The 20,357-nt window shown below is 44.9% G+C and carries 16 protein-coding genes and 1 pseudogene; 14 read left to right on the top strand and 3 right to left on the bottom strand.

Annotation, left to right across the window (positions count from 1 at the left end; translation table 11 throughout):
• Nucleotides 1-222, bottom strand: a pseudogene (locus ACLTD4_RS19860) (deaminase); the annotation flags it as partial.
• 378 nt (nt 223-600) lie between these two features.
• Here ACLTD4_RS19860 and ACLTD4_RS19855 point away from each other — a divergent pair.
• The 3 genes from ACLTD4_RS19855 (at nt 601) to ACLTD4_RS19845 (ending at nt 3,264) form a co-directional block, all read left to right on the top strand.
• Entirely contained in the window at nt 601-1,395 is a 795-nt protein-coding gene (locus ACLTD4_RS19855) for a class I SAM-dependent methyltransferase (RefSeq protein ID WP_207660934.1), read from the top strand.
• 115 nt (nt 1,396-1,510) lie between these two features.
• On the top strand, nt 1,511-1,957 hold the full coding sequence (locus ACLTD4_RS19850; protein ID WP_055652521.1) for a DUF3788 domain-containing protein: 447 nt from the start codon (nt 1,511-1,513) through the stop codon (nt 1,955-1,957).
• A gap of 458 nt (nt 1,958-2,415) precedes the next feature.
• Nucleotides 2,416-3,264: a tyrosine-type recombinase/integrase gene (locus tag ACLTD4_RS19845; RefSeq protein WP_070102306.1), complete on the top strand. Its 849-nt coding sequence runs from the start codon at nt 2,416-2,418 to the stop codon at nt 3,262-3,264.
• Here ACLTD4_RS19845 and ACLTD4_RS19840 read toward each other — a convergent pair.
• Nucleotides 3,218-4,732 carry an IS1182 family transposase gene (locus ACLTD4_RS19840; RefSeq protein ID WP_412331494.1) on the bottom strand — a complete coding sequence of 505 codons (1,515 nt, stop codon included), beginning with the start codon at nt 4,730-4,732 and terminating at the stop codon, nt 3,218-3,220. The genes ACLTD4_RS19845 and ACLTD4_RS19840 overlap by 47 nt on opposite strands.
• A gap of 399 nt (nt 4,733-5,131) precedes the next feature.
• Here ACLTD4_RS19840 and ACLTD4_RS19835 point away from each other — a divergent pair, with 399 nt between their 5' ends.
• From ACLTD4_RS19835 to ACLTD4_RS19795, 9 genes are all read left to right on the top strand, one after another.
• Nucleotides 5,132-5,575, top strand: a complete 444-nt coding sequence (locus tag ACLTD4_RS19835) for a hypothetical protein (RefSeq protein ID WP_117623445.1) — start codon at nt 5,132-5,134, stop codon at nt 5,573-5,575.
• Nucleotides 5,576-5,599: 24 nt separating this feature from the next.
• Nucleotides 5,600-6,973: a putative bifunctional diguanylate cyclase/phosphodiesterase gene (locus tag ACLTD4_RS19830; RefSeq protein ID WP_117623446.1), complete on the top strand. Its 1,374-nt coding sequence runs from the start codon at nt 5,600-5,602 to the stop codon at nt 6,971-6,973.
• Nucleotides 6,974-7,451: 478 nt separating this feature from the next.
• Nucleotides 7,452-8,612 (top strand): sensor histidine kinase, encoded by a 1,161-nt coding sequence (locus ACLTD4_RS19825; RefSeq protein ID WP_172683588.1) that lies wholly within the window; start codon nt 7,452-7,454, stop codon nt 8,610-8,612.
• 11 nt (nt 8,613-8,623) lie between these two features.
• Nucleotides 8,624-9,346: a response regulator transcription factor gene (locus tag ACLTD4_RS19820; protein ID WP_055652525.1), complete on the top strand. Its 723-nt coding sequence runs from the start codon at nt 8,624-8,626 to the stop codon at nt 9,344-9,346.
• Between the two features lie 159 nt (nt 9,347-9,505).
• Entirely contained in the window at nt 9,506-11,026 is a 1,521-nt protein-coding gene (locus ACLTD4_RS19815) for an IS1182 family transposase (RefSeq protein ID WP_412331493.1), read from the top strand.
• Between the two features lie 100 nt (nt 11,027-11,126).
• A complete protein-coding gene (locus ACLTD4_RS19810) occupies nt 11,127-12,455 on the top strand; it encodes an ABC transporter substrate-binding protein (RefSeq protein WP_117623447.1) in 1,329 nt (442 codons plus the stop codon).
• 18 nt (nt 12,456-12,473) lie between these two features.
• Nucleotides 12,474-13,361: a carbohydrate ABC transporter permease gene (locus tag ACLTD4_RS19805; protein ID WP_070102308.1), complete on the top strand. Its 888-nt coding sequence runs from the start codon at nt 12,474-12,476 to the stop codon at nt 13,359-13,361.
• Nucleotides 13,362-13,375: 14 nt separating this feature from the next.
• Nucleotides 13,376-14,200, top strand: coding sequence for a carbohydrate ABC transporter permease (locus ACLTD4_RS19800; RefSeq protein WP_117634853.1), 825 nt, complete (start codon nt 13,376-13,378; stop codon nt 14,198-14,200).
• 8 nt (nt 14,201-14,208) lie between these two features.
• Nucleotides 14,209-16,767 carry a beta-galactosidase gene (locus ACLTD4_RS19795; RefSeq protein WP_117623449.1) on the top strand — a complete coding sequence of 853 codons (2,559 nt, stop codon included), beginning with the start codon at nt 14,209-14,211 and terminating at the stop codon, nt 16,765-16,767.
• Between the two features lie 3 nt (nt 16,768-16,770).
• On the opposite strand, the gene ACLTD4_RS19790 is transcribed toward ACLTD4_RS19795, so the two are convergent.
• On the bottom strand, nt 16,771-17,751 hold the full coding sequence (locus ACLTD4_RS19790) for a helix-turn-helix domain-containing protein (protein WP_181988733.1): 981 nt from the start codon (nt 17,749-17,751) through the stop codon (nt 16,771-16,773).
• A 309-nt stretch (nt 17,752-18,060) separates the two neighbouring features.
• On the opposite strand from ACLTD4_RS19790, the gene ACLTD4_RS19785 reads away from it, so the two are divergent.
• Both ACLTD4_RS19785 and ACLTD4_RS19780 read left to right on the top strand, forming a co-directional pair.
• The gene (locus tag ACLTD4_RS19785) at nt 18,061-18,282 is read left to right on the top strand and encodes a cation transporter (RefSeq protein ID WP_055652530.1); all 222 of its coding nucleotides are present in this window, start codon (nt 18,061-18,063) and stop codon (nt 18,280-18,282) included.
• Between the two features lie 92 nt (nt 18,283-18,374).
• A complete protein-coding gene (locus ACLTD4_RS19780; RefSeq protein WP_117623451.1) occupies nt 18,375-20,270 on the top strand; it encodes a heavy metal translocating P-type ATPase in 1,896 nt (631 codons plus the stop codon).
• Nucleotides 20,271-20,357 lie beyond the last annotated feature (87 nt).

The following is a 20,357-nucleotide window of genomic DNA, read 5'->3' as shown; positions in this document are numbered from 1 at the left end:
CAGCTCTTTTTGGTTTACGCCGAGCTTGGCCTGTACGAGCCCTGAATTCAGGGACCACAGATCCGTTGTCTGTTCAATCTCATAGTATTGATGAAGCCCTTCCTTTACGCCGTCCATCGCAGGATAATCGCTGTCCACATCCAGCAGATCAGAATTACCCGTACTGATTTTCCCATCTACAGAACTGAGCATAAATAGTGTTGTGACTGGCCGTTTCTTCATAGTGTTCCCTCCAATCTTTATAAGTAAACTGTATCATCTATCCGGGAAAAATACCTGTCTTTCTCTGGCATTTTTTGTCCGATGTCCCTGGAAACTTTCGTGGACGGAGAGCTGATCGCGGATAATTTCAGCAACAGAGAAGGTGTAATCCGGCAGCAGGGAACGGCGAAAGATCTGGAAAAGCAAGCAAACGTTTGAGTAAATAATAATTAATATTTGCGTAAAAAACTGGCCGAACAGCCTGAATTATGCTATAATGATTTTAATATCATCACGAAGATGAATTGTAATACCATGAAGGGAAATGCGCATCCATTTCAGCGCTTACTTTCATGGTTTTTTTATTTGTTTCTCATTTTTATCAGAGGTGAAATAACCGTGGACATTCAGGAAAGAATTAATCAATACTGGTCGATGAGGGCGGATGAATTCAGTGATGCCCAGCTGGCCGAATTAAAGGAGTATAAGCGTATGAACTGGACAGAGCAGATAAAGAGAGCGCTGCCCGATAAAAAGAGGATTCGGGCGCTTGATCTGGGAACCGGAGCGGGATTTTTCTCAATTATCCTTCACGATCTGAATTGTGAAGTGGTGGGAATTGACTATTCGCAGGAGATGATCAACCATGCGATTATGAATTCGGAAAAGCTGAACTGCAATGATATCTGGTTTTTGCGGATGGACGCGCAGGCTCTGGAATTTCCCGACGAATCATTTGATTTTATATTTACTCGCAATGTGACATGGACACTTCCCGATCCTGAGAAGGCGTATCAGGAGATGATACGGGTTCTGGCTCCCGGCGGCCGTCTGATGAATTGCGATGCGAATTACGGAGCTGCCTTCCTGGAGGCCGACCGGGCGGGAGAGGCGGGGGAGCTGGAAGAGAGCGTTCATGCAGCGTTATCCGGCAGATACGAGCACCCGGCCCAGAGCCTGGAAATGCTGCGGGAGCGGAACGATATAGCCAGTCAGCTGGGAATCAGCAGCCTGATCCGTCCACAGTGGGATGTAGATATACTGATCAGCCTGGGAATGAAATCCATAACCGTCGATACGAATATTAACCGGAAAATTATATTGGACGAAGAACGGAAAAGGGCGGAAGGCTCCTTAAAAGAAAAGCTGTGGATGAACACTTCTCCGCTTTTTATGGTCCTGGCAGAAAAATAGTTGCAGTTCACAGCCCTGTCGGCCTCTGCTTCCCAGTCTGCCCAGGAAAATCAGTTGTTCGTGCGCAGCGTTTGTGGTACAATCGAACGTACAATAAGAATTGATGGAGGCCGCTATGTACGAAAGAATGCTGAATAAAAAAGAAGAACCAACAATTGCCGGGATGACCGCGTATTGCGGTGAAAACGGAGGATTCTTTACCTCGTTGAACGAATGGCTGTCCCAGACATTTGCGACAGAGCAGAAGGTCGTCTTTCCCTATGGCAATCAGTACGGCTGGGGGATCGCTCACCGGCTGAAGCAAAAACTGGTATGCAATATTTTTGCCGAAAACAATGGTTTTACTGTCATGGTCCGATTGTCTGACAAGCAGTATGATTCCGTCTACGGCCAGCTGCATCCATATACCAGGGAGTACATTGACACAAAGTATCCCTGCGGTGACGGCGGCTGGATTCATTATCGAGTTGCATGTAAGGAAAATTTTGACGATATACAGAAACTATTGACTGTAAAATGTTCGCTGTCTGCACAGCGGTCCATGTTAAGTCGAACGAGGTAAGTTGAGATTTGCTACTGTATCCATTATAATAATTGGAAATATAAACCAATTAGTGCAGGGGAAGCCCCTAAATGCTGGCCTGCAAACGGCCAGATTTACGATGATGTGTATGTTATGCTGCAGAAAATGGAAACAGATCGGCCATGATTTTGATCAGGGTCAGAATCAGGGTCATAAATATGACGTATCAGTGGATATAAAGCCGGTATTGAGCGCATCGTTTCAATGCCGGCTTTTCTAGTACTGCCTGTGTGTTCTTCTGATGTAACGCAAAGGCACGTTTCATGAATTGCTTCTATTTCATATCATTCATCATAAGTCCCAAAACCGATGTATAGTTCTGCCCGATTATAAGGAAACTAAAAAAGGCTGCATGAGACACAGATTGCCGTTTCGGTGTACTGTGCCTTTGCCATACAACCACTTAAAAATATCTACTAGAAAAATGGAGGCCTGTTATGGAAATTGCAATGAACATCAAACGATATGAGGACTATCTGAAAAATGAGGAAAAAGCCGATTCCACCATAAGCAAGTATTTACACGAGGTGGAACAACTGTTTGCCTATATGGATAAAGCCGAGATCAGCAAAGAGGCGATCCTGCAGTACCGGCGGTATCTCAGCAGCCAGTACAAGGCAGGAACCGTCAACGGTAAGCTCTCGGCCATCCATTCGTATCTGGAATTTATGAATCTGGATATGTGCAAGGTAAAATTCCTGAAGGTTCAGAAAAAGGCTTATATCGATGAGGATCGGGAACTGACGGAGAACGACTACCGAAAGCTTTTGGACAGTGCGGGGAGAATGGGAAACTCTCAGCTCTATTATCTGATGATGGTACTCTACAGCACGGGCATCAGAATCAGCGAGCTGCCCTACGTCACCGTGGAAGCAGTCTGCCGGGGGAAAACAGAGATCTATATGAAGGGAAAATGCCGCCTGATTATCTTTCCGAGAAATCTGATCAAGAAGCTGAAGGAATTTATCCGAAGCGAAAAAATAAGAAGCGGCTGTATCTTTCGAACGAAAAGCGGCAGAAACCTGGACCGGAGCAATATCTGCCATTCCCTGAAGAAGCTGTGTAAGGGGGCAAAAGTGGATCCGTCAAAGGTGTTTCCCCATAATTTCAGGCACCTGTTTGCGAAGACTTTTTACTCTATCGAAAAGAATCTGGCCCATCTGGCAGATATTCTTGGCCATTCATCGATCGAGACAACGCGCATCTATGTGGCGACAAGTACGAGACAGTATGAAAAGGTCATGAACCGGATGAGAATCGGATTAGATAAAATAACCACAGAATAACTATTCTGTGGTCAGACTGTAGACAAAATGGTTCCTGGTGCGATGCACCCGGAACCATTTTGAATTTTATATAGAGATATATTGGTTCGAATATACAGACAAAAGAACAGGGTTTCCTTAGCCCGCCCTTTCTCCATTTCCAGATTGCCAGTTTCTTTAGATTCATACATGCAAATAAAAGGGTCAGCTCCATTGTCACTTTTGCCAATCCTCTGTACTGTGTATATCTCATTCCATGTTTTTCTTTTCCGTCTGCAAAGACTCGTTCGATGGTTTCTTTCCGTTTCTGATAGATTTCTTTCATCCCTGTCTGATGACGGATTTCCTCCACCTTTTCCATGTACCCCTCCCATACATGGCGGCTTACCACCTTTACATGGTCTTTGCTTCCTGTACATTGGTTTTGGTACGGACAATCCTTACACTTTTTTCCATCGCTTTTGTATTCTCGGTATCCATCACGGTTTGTTGTGCTGTATTTTAGGATCTGATTATTCGGGCATAAATAACAGTCAAAGTATTCATCATATACATAATCGCTTTTTCGAAAATACCCTTTCTTTGTCATTGGACGTTTATAGGGCATAACCGGAACCTTTCCTTCCTCGATTAGCGTTCTTGCGATTGCTGGTATCTTATAGCCTGCATCCATTACATAGTATTTAGGATATTTTACCCGTTCGCTTACTTTCCGGTACAGTTCCCAAAAGGATACGCTGTCGTGGACATTCCCTGCTGTCACTTCAAAATCTATGACATAATTATTTTTATCACAGCAGGTATTGGCTGCATAAGCAAACACCTGCTTGTGTTCCCCTTTGTGGAACCAGCCACTGTCGGGATCGGTAGTGCTGACCTTTTTGTTTATGGTCTCTGGCGTGGACTCTTTTTCTTTCAATGGCTTTTTCCCGTGTTCCAGCCTGTCCTTCTCTATTTCCTCCTGCAGCTCCTTTTCGTAACATCGGGCTTCTTTTTCCATGGTTTCATTCTGATATTTATGAGGGTTTGCACTGGCTTTGATGTGGGTACCATCAATAAAAAGACTTTCCGTATCCAGGAAACCACAGGCATCCACCTCCATTAGAATCCGGGAGAATATCTTTTGAAAAAGATCCGTATCCTTAAAGCGTCTGGTATAGTTCTTCCCAAAGGTAGAGAAATGAGGGATATCCTCATACAGGCCGTATCCCAGATACCAGCGGTAAGCAAGATTCACTTCAATCTCTTTGATTGTTTTGCGCATGGAAGGGATGCCAAACACGTATTGGAGGATCACGATTTTCATTAATACAACGGGATCAATGCTTTCCCTGCCATAAGGTTTGTAGAGATCTTTAACCTCGTCATAAATAAAGCTTAAATCAATGGCTTCCTCCAGCTTTCGAACCAGATGACCGGAAGGGACGAGGTCATCCAGGCTTGCAATCTGTACCTGAGAACGTTCTGAATAATCTTTTTTCCCCATCATAAGAAAAAACCTCACTTTCGTATAGTACTATTATACTACATCGAAATCCTGAGTGAAAGAAAAAAGACAACCGCCTCCTATTAGGAGGCTAGTTGTCTACAGTCTGACCACAGAATAACTATTCTGTGGTATCAGCAGTCCGAAAATCACAGAGGGCGCTCTCCATATCTGCTATTTTTCTTTCATTCAGGATAATAATGGGTTCTATACTGCTACGCGACCAGACCGGCAAGAATCAGCGTTCTCTCCGGCCTGTTTATTGTGGGTAAAACCATAGATATGTACATTGACTCCCCTTATTTTTTGTTGTAAAATAATTAGAGTTTCATTTTTTAACTTTAAATAAGGCTTTTTGATACCACAGAATAGTTATTCTGTGGTATCAGGCGGCCCATACGAATGAGAGAAGGAAATCATATGAGAGCGGTATTGATAATTGTCATTGAAAACTGCAAAAATCAGACGAAAAGCGGATATTTGCAGTCTTTATACCAGGAAAAATCGTTCTGCTTTCACGGGCTTGATCACATGCTGCTTCTGATGGAATACATTCTGGACAGAGAAGGAATGCCGGTGGACAGCGGAGACCGCCGTCACCTGGTAAAGATGGATCTGGTGAAAAAGAGAACGAAAATTATTTCGGATGCCGAAACGGTTCCGCGTACAGTGAAGTTTTGTCCAATTCGAAACCGTCTGAATACCTGGGAAAATGTATTTGCTGTCACGATATATTCCAGACAGAACGCCAGCATACAGGGCGTCATCAGAAACAGCAGGGGGAGTGCCTGCTTTAGAAGCGGGATGGAGGTGCTCCGCATGATCTGTGAATGTCTGCCTGCATAATTTCCCGGAATAGAGGTGACTGTGATGAAGAGAAAAAGAAAGAGAACCATGCCGGGGAGAGCCGCCGGCAGAAGAGAACGATGGATACAGAGAAAACGGGTGCTGCCCGGCCGTATGGAATTTCTGATGCAGCACGATACGCTGACCGGCTTATACAACCGGGGCAAGATGTTTGCAGAGACGCGGCGCATGATCGACGCGCACCGGGATACACGGTTCGTACTGCTGCGGTTTGATATCGACCGGTTCCGGCTGTACAATTCTGTATACGGCGAGGAGGAAGGCGATAAACTGCTTATTTTCCTGGCTGAGATCATAAGGAAACATGCAGAACGCTTTGAAATGTGTACATACGGCAGAATCATAGCGGACACATTCTGCATCTGCCAGCCTTTTGATCCGGATATATTGGATGAGCAGATTAAGGACCTGAGAGAATACTTAAACGAATATCAGAAAGATTATCTGCTGGAACCTACGGTCGGCGCCTACGTTGTGATGGAGCCGGACTTGTCCGTTGAGGAAATGTACGTCAGGGCCTTCATCGGAAGCAAAAAGTGCAAGCATCTGTATGCTTCCTGTCTTGGATTTTATGATGAAGGGGAAAAAGAGAGGGAAGCGGAAGAGACGGCGATCATGAATGATATGCGTCGGGCGATGGAACAGGAGCAGTTTATCATCTTTTTTCAGCCGAAATTCGCCCTTTCCACAGATAAGGACTTTGGCGCCGAGGCGCTGGTGCGCTGGAACCATCCCAAGGCTGGTCTGATCCCGCCAGGTAAATTTATCCCGGTATTCGAGAAAATTGGCTTCATCGTCCAGCTGGATTACTATGTGGCGGAGTATGTATGCCGGATCATCGGGAAATGGCGCCGCGATGGAAAAAACTTAAATCCCGTCACCATCAACCTTTCCAGGGGCACTCTCCTTGATCCGGAGCTGGTCGAGGTGCTGCAGAAGCTGACAGAGAAATATCACGTTCCCGTATCCCTGCTGAATCTGGAAATCACCGAAAGCGCTTATGCCTCCGATCCGGAGCAGATTATGGCAGCCATCCATGCGCTGCGGCGCGCCGGTTTTGTGACTATGATGGATGATTTCGGCAGTGGCTACTCCTCGTTAAACATGCTGAAGGACATCGACGTGGATGTCCTCAAGGTGGATATGAATTTCCTTTCCGGAGGCATGGAGGCAGAGAAGGGGAAGATCATACTCTCATCGGTGATTCAGATGGCCGGCCGCCTTGGAATCCCGGTGATTGTGGAAGGCGTAGAAACGCAAGAACAGAGAGATTTCCTCAGTACCGTCGGATGCGATTACGTCCAGGGCTACTATTATGCGAAGCCCATGCCGCAGGAGGAGTATGAGAGGAGGTATATATACCGGACGGCGGAATGATAAAAATTATAGATATGCCCCTGGTTCAACGATGATTGGACCAGGGGCTTTCAATATGGTTGACTGAGAAAACCGTTAAGTTTAAAACAAAAGGTTGTTGGATAAATTTTACAGCCATATGAGAATTTATCAGCGTAGCCGCTGTTTCAGTTCTATGCTATAATAAACAGGATATTGAAGAAACGGGGGATATGCGATGGGCAAAAGCAGAACCAAAATATTTCTTGTGTTTGGAATGTTATTTTCTTTCATCTGTGTAACTCTGTTTTCCATGATCTATATGGCGAAGGATAATTACTTTAACAATACAATATTTCAATATTTTAATATCAGCAAAGAGCTATTTGGGAAGTTGATTTACATAGATATCAGCAAATCGGTTCTGGTATGCGGAATGAATATGAGCAGTCTTCTGTTTTTAATCTGTAATTATACGTTGTCACAGATTGACTGGCCGCGGCAGCAGCGGAGACTGCGAATGGGACTGGTAATTTTCTGGCTGGCTCAGGTTATTTTGTATAGTCCTTTTTCTGTCCGGTTTTTCTATTATGGAGGCCTTGGCTTTTTTCCGGATCCGGTAGTTTTTCGACGTGTATATCAGGTCTTTCACGGGATAACGGTAAGCGGTAATTTTTTAACTATATTAATGTCGTTTGTGTATATGGTCAGGAATGCTGTCAGAAAAGAACCGATAAAGGATTTAAGAGTTATGAAGTGGTCGCTGACTACAATGAATGCGGGGATCTGTATTCTTTATTTTTATATGTATTTTTCTTTACCGGATTCGTTTTTGTGGATGTCCAGAGCACTTAACTATACCGCTTATAAATCCCTGGATATGCCTCCTTATATTCGTTTCATGAGAATGATTCCCTATCTTGTGATTCTTTTTTTATTGTTTCTTCTGTTGAGTTCTTACCGATATGACCGTGCGGCAAGAAAACTCAGGGAGAAAGATTATGTATTTTCAACCATTGCTGCTTCTTCAGAAATATCCATCAGGGTATTCAGCCACTATATAAAAAATGAAATGTTGGGTATTTTGTCGGAAGCAGAATGGGTGATGAAGGCTCCGGAAGAACACCGGGAAGGTCTGGAAACGATTCGTAATAGCTGTCTGGAGGTGTATGAACGTTTAGATCTGCTCCAGCAGAATGCAAACCGTATTGTATTAAATCAATCCTTAAATAATATTTTGACGATTCTGGCGGATACGCTTAAAAAGAATAAAGAACTGTTTGCAGAAAATAAAATTAATTTGATTGATACTGCTGAAAATAAAGAAGTGAAGGTGTTTTGCGATGGCCATTACATGGAAGAGGTTTTCCAGAATTTGATTCTTAATGCAGTTGATGCAATGAAAGATCAGCTGGTAGGAGAACGAACGATTACTGTGACTACGACGCTTTATGACAGGCAGATAAAAATCGAATTTAAAGATTCAGGGCCTGGAATCAGCCCGTCTGTTATGGATAATTTATTTGAACCATTTATTTCAACCAAATCGACAAAGCATAATTGGGGAATTGGGCTTTCCTTTGTTAAACGGATTATTCAGAGTCACAATGGGAAAATAGAAGTGGAGAATTCTGCTGACGGAGGAGCTGTTTTTTCAGTTTATCTTCCGATTGTAGAATAAATGGAGGATATATGGAAGATAAAGAGATAAAAGTGATGATTGTAGATGATATTCCGTCCCTTTGCCACAGATATCAGGATATCTTTGAACATACGCAAGATATGAAAGTGGTATCTGTCGCACATAATGGATATGAGGCTGTATTAAAGAGTGCAGTCACCAGGCCGGATGTCATCCTTATGGATATAGAAATGGAAAGCAGGTATGCAGGAATCACAGCTACGCAGCAGATTTTATCTGAACTTCCGGAGATAAAGATAATCATATTGACGGTTTATGAAGAGGATGCAATGGTTTATGCGGCTTTCCAGGCCGGTGCCTGTGATTACGTACAAAAGACGGCTACCAGCGCGAACATGATTCAGTGCGTCAGGGATGCCTATTACGACCGGTCCGTGATGAAGCCGAAGGTTGCAAGAAAGATCAGGACAGAATTTAAGAGGATTAAAGATCAGGAGGAAAGTTTGATCTACAATCTTTATCTGATTCAGCTGCTTACGGATACCGAGCGGGATATACTTAGTGCACTGCATGAGGGATTGTCTCAGAAGGAGGTTTGTAAACAGCGTTATATCGGTACAGCGACGATGAAGACCCATATACGGAATATTCTTCAAAAAATGAAGTGCAAATCGATTGAGGATGTATTGCAGAAGGCAGATTCCAGCGGTTTTTTTTATTATATGGAAAAAGTTAAGGAAAGGCAGGCCCAGAAGAATCAGCCATTAGAATAGAAATGAGGGATTTAGGCATAATGACGGAAAACGATTAGAAAATCTAATCGTTTCAGACTGTAGACAACTAGCCTCCTAATAGGAGGCGGTTGTCTTTTTTCTTTCACTCAGGATTTCGATGTAGTATAATAGTACTATACGAAAGTGAGGTTTTTTCTTATGATGGGGAAAAAAGATTATTCAGAACGTTCTCAGGTACAGATTGCAAGCCTGGATGACCTCGTCCCTTCCGGTCATCTGGTTCGAAAGCTGGAGGAAGCCATTGATTTAAGCTTTATTTATGACGAGGTTAAAGATCTCTACAAACCTTATGGCAGGGAAAGCATTGATCCCGTTGTATTAATGAAAATCGTGATCCTCCAATACGTGTTTGGCATCCCTTCCATGCGCAAAACAATCAAAGAGATTGAAGTGAATCTTGCTTACCGCTGGTATCTGGGATACGGCCTGTATGAGGATATCCCTCATTTCTCTACCTTTGGGAAGAACTATACCAGACGCTTTAAGGATACGGATCTTTTTCAAAAGATATTCTCCCGGATTCTAATGGAGGTGGATGCCTGTGGTTTCCTGGATACGGAAAGTCTTTTTATTGATGGTACCCACATCAAAGCCAGTGCAAACCCTCATAAATATCAGAATGAAACCATGGAAAAAGAAGCCCGATGTTACGAAAAGGAGCTGCAGGAGGAAATAGAGAAGGACAGGCTGGAACACGGGAAAAAGCCATTGAAAGAAAAAGAGTCCACGCCAGAGACCATAAACAAAAAGGTCAGCACTACCGATCCCGACAGTGGCTGGTTCCACAAAGGGGAACACAAGCAGGTGTTTGCTTATGCAGCCAATACCTGCTGTGATAAAAATAATTATGTCATAGATTTTGAAGTGACAGCAGGGAATGTCCACGACAGCGTATCCTTTTGGGAACTGTACCGGAAAGTAAGCGAACGGGTAAAATATCCTAAATACTATGTAATGGATGCAGGCTATAAGATACCAGCAATCGCAAGAACGCTAATCGAGGAAGGAAAGGTTCCGGTTATGCCCTATAAACGTCCAATGACAAAGAAAGGGTATTTTCGAAAAAGCGATTATGTATATGATGAATACTTTGACTGTTATTTATGCCCGAATAATCAGATCCTAAAATACAGCACAACAAACCGTGATGGATACCGAGAATACAAAAGCGATGGAAAAAAGTGTAAGGATTGTCCGTACCAAAACCAATGTACAGGAAGCAAAGACCATGTAAAGGTGGTAAGCCGCCATGTATGGGAGGGGTACATGGAAAAGGTGGAGGAAATCCGTCATCAGACAGGGATGAAAGAAATCTATCAGAAACGGAAAGAAACCATCGAACGAGTCTTTGCAGACGGAAAAGAAAAACATGGAATGAGATATACACAGTACAGAGGATTGGCAAAAGTGACAATGGAGCTGACCCTTTTATTTGCATGTATGAATCTAAAGAAACTGGCAATCTGGAAATGGAGAAAGGGCGGGCTAAGGAAACCCTGTTCTTTTGTCTGTATATTCGAACCAATATATCTCTATATAAAATTCAAAATGGTTCCGGGTGCATCGCACCAGGAACCATTTTGTCTACAGTCTGAAACGATTAGAAAATCTAATCGTTTTTTCGTTATAAGGATTTGCAGAGAAAAGACCAGCTTGTAAGAGTTGTTAAAAATCATCTATAATCGCTTTATCGCAGGGAAGTTGGTTAGTACCCTGGAAAACTGATTAGAAATCGAAATGGAGAGGGAGGAAAAGTAATATGACAAAACGCATGATACCAATGACTTTTACAGCACTTATGGCGGCCGCAGCACTGGCGGGCTGCGCAGGAAAAACACAGGAGAGCATACCGGCAGGAACGCAGGAGAAAACGCAGTCTGAAGCTCAGTCGGATACCGTTTCAGGAGGAGACAGTACCGGTAAGGTTCAACTAAACTACTATGCATGGAGCGAGGGCGATTATCTTCAGGATATTGTGGACGCTTACAATGCACAGAGTACAGTGGCAGAAGTGAAGATGACGCAGGTAAACAGCAATGACTATGAAGATAAGCTGTTCACGATGCTGGCAGGGAAAAATGATATCGATATATTTAACCTTCGTTCGGGCTCGATGGCCAGTGATTTGGCATCAACAGGAAATCTTGTCGATATTTCCCAGAATATCAAAGACAGCGGGCTGGACCTGGGAATATACGGCACCGGTTTTGCTGAAACAAAGTATGATGGTAAATTCTATGTGCTTCCCTATCGGTCCTCTTCCTATGGCCTGTTTTACAATAAGAAAATGTTTGACGAAAAAGGAATTGCTTATCCGGATAATCTCACATGGGATGAATACGGAAAGCTTGCTATGGAACTGACTGAAGGTGAAGGGAAAGATAAAATTTACGGAAGCTATATTCCTGATTGGAACAGCTGTACTTATGAAGTGCTCCAGAAGGGATCCAATCTGGCAGACGATGATCTCACTCCTTTAAAAATTTGGATGGAACGGTTAAACCAATACTATAATATCGATAATTCCCATATGAGTTTTACTGATATGAGAAGCAGCGGAACCGATGGAATTAATTTCTTTACTACTGGTAACTGCTACATGTATCCCGGCGGTGAATGGTCCATCAGTGACGCGCTGGCAATGCTTAAGAAGAACCCGCAGCTTAAGGATACCTTCGAATTGGGAATAGCCATGATTCCACAGGTTGATAAGGAGGGGGAGAAACTCACGATAGGAGGCGTAAGTACCTTTGTCGGCATTAATGCTGCCTCGGAGAAGCAGGAAGCCGCCTTTGACTTTGTTCAGTTTATGGCTGGCAAAGAGGCTGCCCTGATCACGGCTTCTTACGGCGCAATTCCTGCTTATATTGACGATGATGTCATAAATACCTTTGAAGAGTCGATTGGTGTAGATGGAGCGGGTAATATGCTGGATATCAGCAAGGTTTCAGAAACTCTGTTTATACCTGGATACAGCGACATTACCAACATTTATGTGGAGGAACTGGAGCTGTACCTGATTGGAGAACAAACCCTTGATGAAGCGGTAAAAAATTTTGAGGAACGCAGAGCAGAATTAAATTCTTAAGAGGGGAGCGTGCGTTTTATGATGCAGAGCAGCCGACGAAAGAGGGAATGGATAGGCTGGATGTTTGTCCTGCCGAGCCTGATTGTTTTTACATTGTTTATGTTTCTGCCGATTATTTTGGGGTTCTGGTATAGTCTGACAAACTATACCGGACTCTCGAAAACCTATGATTTTATCGGTTTTGGCAATTACGCCAAGCTGTTTTCTGATCGTTATTTTAAAGTGTCTATTAAAAATAACATCATTTATGCAGTGCTGTTTTCTACGATGACCATGCTTGTTTCCCTGATTCTGGCATCTCTTTTAAATCAGCTTACGAAGTTTAGAAAGCTGTTTCGAACATTGTTTTTTCTGCCCTATATTTCTTCCATGGTTTCTGTAGCCGTTATTTGGAAAATGATTTTTAATCCGGCAGGCGGCCCTTTAAATACGATTTTGCAGCAAATAGGGGCAGCCAATCCGCCGCAGTGGCTTGCATCAACAAAATGGGCGTTATTTGCAGTGGTTATTGTCTCTGTATGGAAATCATGCGGATATTACATGTTGATTTTCCTGGCTGGACTGCAGAATATACCCGATAGTCTGTACGAATCTGCCGCTCTCGACGGAGCAAGTAGTCTCAAAAGATATTTTAAAATCACACTTCCCATGATAACGCCAAGTATTTTTTTGAATATGGTTCTGGTGACAATTAATTCATTTCAGGTATTTGACCTGGTGAATGTAATGACCGAGGGGGGCCCCGGTATGAGTACCAATGTGTTGTCGTACCGGATTTACTATGAGGGATTTAAGAGGATGAATATGGGGTATGCGTCTTCCATCGCGTATTTTCTTTTTGCCTTGATCCTGGCGGTTACGGCGGTTCAATTCCTGATGCAGAAACACTGGGTTCACTATGATTAGGGAGGAGAACGGATATGATACAATCTAAAAAATGGCAGGTGCCTTTTTATGTGCTTATGAGTGCCCTGTCTCTTACCATGATATTTCCTTTTTTGTGGATGGTTTCAACGTCATTTAAATTTGATACCCAGGTGTTTACGGTTCCTGTTGAGTGGATACCTGATCCGGTCAATTTATCGAATTATACGCAGGTCTGGGTGGAAGAACCATTTCTTCTGTATTATAAAAATACGGTAGTGGTAGCAGTATTTGCCACAGCGGGTCAGGTGATTATTAGTGCAATGGCGGCCTATGCATTCTCATCCATTGAATTTAAGGGAAAGAATATTTTATTTTCACTTTATTTGGCAACTATGATGGTGCCGTGGCATACAATTATGATTCCGCAGTATCAGATCATCAGTAGACTGGGACTGACGGATACTCATGCAGCCCTGATTCTGGGGCAGCTGGCCAGTGCTTTCGGTATTTTCCTCCTGAGGCAGTTTTTTCTCACCGTACCCGGAGAACTTATGGAAGCAGCCAGAATAGATGGGGCCGGAGAGGGATACATATTTGCGAAGGTGATGCTCCCGCTGGCGAAGCCGGCGCTCTCCACACTGATTATTTTTACATTTGTGCAGGTCTGGAATGACTATACAGCGCCGCTAATCTATTTAAATACAAAGGAAAAGTATACGATTCAGCTGGGACTTACCTTTTTCCAGTCGGAACATACGATGCAGTATACTGTCATTATGGCGGGAACCGTATGCGCCCTGATCCCGATTATCATTACGTATCTTATATTTGAAAAACAAATCACAAACGGTATGGTACACAGCGGACTGAAAGGATAAAGAATATAATGAAACTGTCTAACATTTTGCTGGCGTCTTCCCTGTTCTATTTTAGAATCCCAAGAGAAAAATGGGAAAAAAGAATGAAGCTTCTTAAGACGGCCGGCTATAATACAATTGATGTTTATTTTCCCTGGAACTATCATGAAACAGCACCGGGAATATGGGATTTCTCAGAAAATCGTGATGTATATGCTTTTTTGGAACTGGCAAAGATACATGGGCTTTTTGTGATTGCACGGCCGGGTCCATATATTTGTTCGGAATGGGATGGAGGCGGACTTCCTGCATGGCTGGCTGCAGACGGCGTTTCTGTCAGACAGGACGACGAAGAGTTTCTGAAGCGGATTGGAACATGGTATGATCACATTTTGCCTGTTCTGGAACCATTTCAGATAAGCAGAGGAGGAACCGTACTCTGCATGCAGATTGAGAATGAACTGGATTTTTTTGACTGCAAGAGCCCTGTTAGCTATATGGAGAAGCTTATGAGTATGGCAGCGAGTCATGGTATTGATATCCCGCTTTTTTACTGCTGTGGCCAGAACGATTTACTGCGTGCGGGTGGGCTGACACCGGGACTTTATACCGCATTTAATGTATACTCAGATTCTAACTCTCCGGGGACGGAGGAGAGAGCACTTCATCTTTATTCTACTGTGTCTGATCGGAATATGCCGTTTTTAATCACAGAGACAAACCGGGAGCACAGCTACTTAAAGCGTCTTCTGGCGTGTGGTGCAAAGCTGCTGGGACCTTATAATCAGACTGCCGGTAATACGATGGAGTGGTATAATGGAATTACCAACTGGGGAACACGTGAGAATCCCATCGCGCTGATGGCTGCTGATTATGATTTTGATTCCATGATTGGCTCTGCCGGAGAGGTAAATGATCAGTTCTACGAATCAAGGCTTCTGTCTGGCCTGCTGAATTCATTTCCGACAGAGTTTGCGGAGGCGGTTCCAATGAAGGCGGAAGGTATGGTTATTCAATCCAGTCAGCCGGTAAACGCGGTGATTCCCCTGCTTCATACGACACGGGGAGATTTCCTGGAATTGTCCAATCTGGGAAGGAAGGATACCATTCGTCTGCAATATCATGACTTTGAACTGACCCTGCTAATGGCGCCTCTGGAAACCAGAATTTTGCCGGTCAATGTTGTGCTTTCAGACAAAAAGAGGATAACCCTCTTATACAGCAGTTATGAGATTGGTTTTGTTGAGGAAAAAGAGGACCGTACTACAACAGCAATGTACGGCTATGGGGACTTTATTGCAGTACTTGATATGAACGGAGAAATAAAGACAGTAAACGGTGGGTATCAGGATGAGTCTTTTAACCTGATTGTCGGATCGCCGAAGGAGATTGCTGTGATGCCGATTCCCGGTCTGCCTGATATGAAGGGGAAGCTGGAGGAGCAGGCGGAGGAACGGGTGATATCCCATCTGTCCATAGCTGATGCAGTATTACCGGCAATTAAATTTGAGAAAACGCCAGTACAGCCAATGGAGAAGATCCCACAGTACAGAGGAATCGGCTGTTACCGTTTTTCGGTAGAAAAGGGCGGAGAATTCCTTTTCCAGGAAGCGGCAGATATTATTACCATATGCCGGGACGGAGAGCAGACAGATGTGATCTATGGGAGAGGAGACAGCATATTTCGTCAGTTACAGCCTGGAATTTACCAGATATATACGGAAATTTGGGGACACAGCAACTTCGATGATATACGCTGTAAGTCTCTGAGAATGAATTCTCTGAAGGGGATTGGGAAAATTGTTCGTATCAATGGCAGAGAGGATATCAGCGATAACTGGCTGTTTGATCTGGATGAACAGCCGGTGGGCGAATGGTACTTTTTCCGTCACTCCAATTATAATACCATAATGGGAATTGATTCCTACAGCAGGGCGGTAAGTCCTGTCAGAGGCGTCTACAGCAAATGGATTACTGTGCCGGATAATGCGGATTCACTGTATCTTCATTTTTCCAGGGCGGACTGCATCATTCATGTATACGTAAATGGGCATTTAGAGGCAGATGTGCTGAAGGATGATCCTGTCGTCGATATCAGCCGCTATGCGAAAAATGACCGGATTGAGGTGTGCCTGAGAACAGAACGTAAATTTTCCACCGACCGGGTAGGAAACGTTACATTAATTGCAGGAAATGCACAGACGGACTGTGAGTACGGTATGCTGCCGGTGGAAACGTTTAAGATGCCTTTGCAGGCGGTTCAAACGACGTATCCCATAAAGCTCCGGAAGGGAAAAAATTATGTGATGACTCTGCCGCTGGAAAGAAAAGACGGGAAGGAAATGAAACTGTTTTTCCAGGGAAAGGATATAAAACTGACGATTATAAACAATCACAGAGTGATCAGCAGACTGGTCCTTCCAAACGGTTCATTTCCGGATGTAAGAGGCGGAAGCCGGGATACTGCATATATCAGCGAGGAATGGCTGGGAGCAGAGGAACCGGTTATCTGGTGTCAGACAATTGGAAATGAACCTGAGCTTGAGGCGGTGAAAGTCTGTTATTATAGCTCTGTGTGTGATGAATGAAAATCAATCCTTCCGCTCATGCCGGCACTTCCTGCGATACTCCACCGGAGTCAGCCCATGGACTGCCTTGAACGCAGCGGAAAACTTACTCTGATTCGTATAGCCCAGGGAAGCCGCGATATCGGCCACAGTGCTGCTGGTGGTCAGAAGCAGGGCGGAGGCCCGCTCCATGCGCTCCCTTCTTAAATAGTCCTTGATGGTCGTGCTGTAGACCTGCTTGAAGTTGCTCTTCAAAGAGGTTGGGCTGATGCAGAATTCCTTTGCCAGCTGGTCGATCGTTATATTTTCCTGGAGGTTCTGTGTGATACGGCGCTGTACCTGCCGGATAACGTCGATCTGATTCTTGGTGACGCGGTCCAGGGCGCGTTCCTGTTCCGGATCGATCATGCTCAGGAACAGGAGAAGTTCCAGAACCTTGATCTTATAATAATCATGGCGGAACTCCTGAGGAATCTGATACAGTTCGCCAAATATATGATCGATCTGCCGGTTGGCACGGATTGCAAGGAAGTGGCTGCCGGGGCAGAATCTGTCGCCGAATTCCTGCAGCCGCAGTTTTTCATTGTCCAGAAGCGGGGGCATATGGTCTTTTAGAATTCCCAGATCCAGCACAATCGTGATCCCTAAGTAACGGCCCGTGGGAAAGTAGGGGCCGGGAGTGCCATCCTCCATGCGGGTAATACATAAATCGCCCTCGCCCAGGTAAAGGTAATCGCCGCAGAGCCACTGGCATTCTTTGCGGCCCTGGTAGCAGTAATCTATCTCAAGCAGTTCGCTCTCTGTCTTCAGGCTGCTGTCACAGTAAACCATGGAAAAGTCATTATAGATCAGTTCGATTCCCGGAAATATGGTAAATACATCCATACTTCCGGGATTTTCGCGGTTCCCAAACTGGTACTGGACATGCAGCTCGGAGAAAACCTGCGGGGCCAGCGGCTTTTGATTATAATAGATCTGATAGCGCGGTTTTGTTGCTTTATCCATCGGAAAGCCTCCTCGTCTGTTTACCGCTATTGTAACACAGTTGGAAGAAATATTCTGCTTCGAAATAAAAAATACCAAATTGAGCATAAAGGAGAGGATACCGTCCACCACAGAATTCTCTTCTGCACACGCCCCCAAGACCTTCCAAAATTCAGCAAAAAAACAAATAGCTCCAAAAAGACAGCGTTTTGCTCCAAACGGACAAAGTATAGCTCTATCCATTGACGAATCGTTTGATCTATTATAAAATACAAATGAACATATGAACAATTATTCATATGAAAGAAAAATTGAAAGGGGATATTCCTTATGAAGAAAACATTTAAGCTGTCAGATTTAGACTGTGCACACTGTGCTGCGAAGATTGAGGGCGCTGTTAAAAAGATAAGCGGAGTTACAAATGTAGAGGTCAACTTTCTGAGCCAGAAGATGGTTCTGGAGGCAGCCGATGACCGGTTCCAGGAGATTGTGGATGAAGCCGTAAAGCTGATAAAGAAAATAGAACCGGATGTAACCGTTAAGAAGATTTAATTGAGAATCACGTGTAATCGAGAGACAATTGCATCTATAAAAATGCGGCGGCACAGCATATTCCTGCCGCCGCAGACGAAGAGGGAAAAGATATGACAAAAAAACAGAAAAAACAGCTGTACCGGATTCTTGCGGCAGCAGCCATCTACCTGATTACCATGGCCCTTCCGTTAAGTCCAACGGGGAAAATGGCCGGATTCCTGCTGTGCTATGGGGTGATCGGATTCGATATCATCTGGAAAGCCATTACGAATATTTTACACGGCCAGGTATTTGATGAGAACTTTCTGATGACGGTGGCAACCGTGGGTGCCATGTTCTTAGGCGAGTACGCGGAGGGCGTCGCGGTCATGCTGTTCTACCAGGTGGGTGAACTGTTCCAGTCCTACGCGGTCAGCAAGTCGCGCCGGTCCATATCCGGGCTGATGGATATCCGGCCGGATTACGCAAATGTGATGAGAGAAGACGGGATCGTATCCGTCGATCCCGATGAGGTGGCTGTCGGCGAAGTGATCGTGGTAAAGCCGGGAGAGCGTGTACCGCTCGACGGAACCATTCTGGAAGGCCGTTCAGCCCTGAACACCTCGGCCCTGACCGGGGAATCCCTTCCAAGGGAGGTGGAACAGGGAGCCGATGTGATAAGCGGCTGCATCAATCAGAGCGGTACCTTAAAAATACTGGTATCGAAACCATACGGCGAGTCCACCGTAGCCAAAATTCTAGATATGGTGGAAAATGCCAGCAGCAAGAAGTCGAAATCCGAGGCATTTATCACCAGATTTGCAAGATACTATACGCCGGCCGTTGTAGCTGCGGCAGTGCTTCTTGCAGTCATTCCACCGCTCCTGACAGGACAGCCGTTCGCGGTCTGGATTGAGCGGGCGCTGACCTTCCTGGTTATTTCATGTCCCTGTGCACTGGTTATTTCGGTACCGCTCAGTTTCTTCGGCGGAATCGGCGGCGCTTCCAAATGCGGCGTTCTGATCAAAGGCAGCAACTACCTGGAAGCGCTTGCTAAAACAGAGACGGTTGTCTTTGATAAGACGGGTACGCTGACAAAAGGCTCGTTTGCAGTCAGCGGATGCTTTCCGGAAAAGATTACGAAGGAGAGGCTTCTGGAACTGGCCGCTTACGCGGAAAAGGATTCCAACCATCCGATCTCGAAATCTATTGTAAATGCTTATGGAAAAGAACTGAATGTCTCCAGAGTGGCTGACGTTCAGGAGTTTGCCGGCCATGGAATCTCCATATCCTTAGACGGAAAGAACGTACTGGCTGGCAACAGCAGGCTGATGAATCTCAATCACATCAAATTCAAACCGGTGAGAGAGACGGGAACGGTTGTCTACGTGGCAGAGGACGGAATCAGCAGGGGAGCTATTCTGATCGAGGATGAAGTGAAGGAGGATGCGGCCTTTGCGATTCGGGAACTGAAACAGTCGGGAATCAGGAAGACCGTCATGCTGACGGGCGACGCAAAGGCCGTGGGCGAGAATGTAGCGCAGCGGCTGGGCCTGGATGAAGTGTATACAGAACTGCTTCCCGCGGATAAGGTAAGCCATATGGAGCAGCTGCTGTCTCAGACCAGCGAAAAAGGAAAGCTGGCATTTGTGGGCGACGGCATCAACGATGCTCCGGTTCTGGCCCGTGCCGATATCGGCATTGCCATGGGCGGCCTCGGCTCCGATGCGGCCATCGAAGCAGCCGATGTGGTCATCATGACGGATGAGCCGTCCAAGATCGCGGCGGCCATGAGAATATCCAGAAAGACTCTGCGCATCGTTCACCAGAATATAGTATTTGCACTGGGAGTCAAGGCGATCGTGATGATCCTGGGAGCCATTGGATTCGCCAGCATGTGGGCGGCGGTATTTGCGGATGTGGGTGTCTCCGTTATTGCCATCTTAAATGCAGTCCGGGCTCTCCAGGTAACGAAAGACGACAGAGTCGGTAATGGGAAAGCGTTTCAGAAAACAGCAGAGGTATAAAAATTACAAACGAGCAGTCCGGCGTTAAAACGGGCTGCTTTTTGTAACTCTTTTTTCATACAACCAGCAAGTGTAATTAAGTTGTAA

Source organism: Hungatella sp. (genome assembly GCF_046966825.1).
This window is presented reverse-complemented; position numbering and strand designations above follow the sequence as displayed.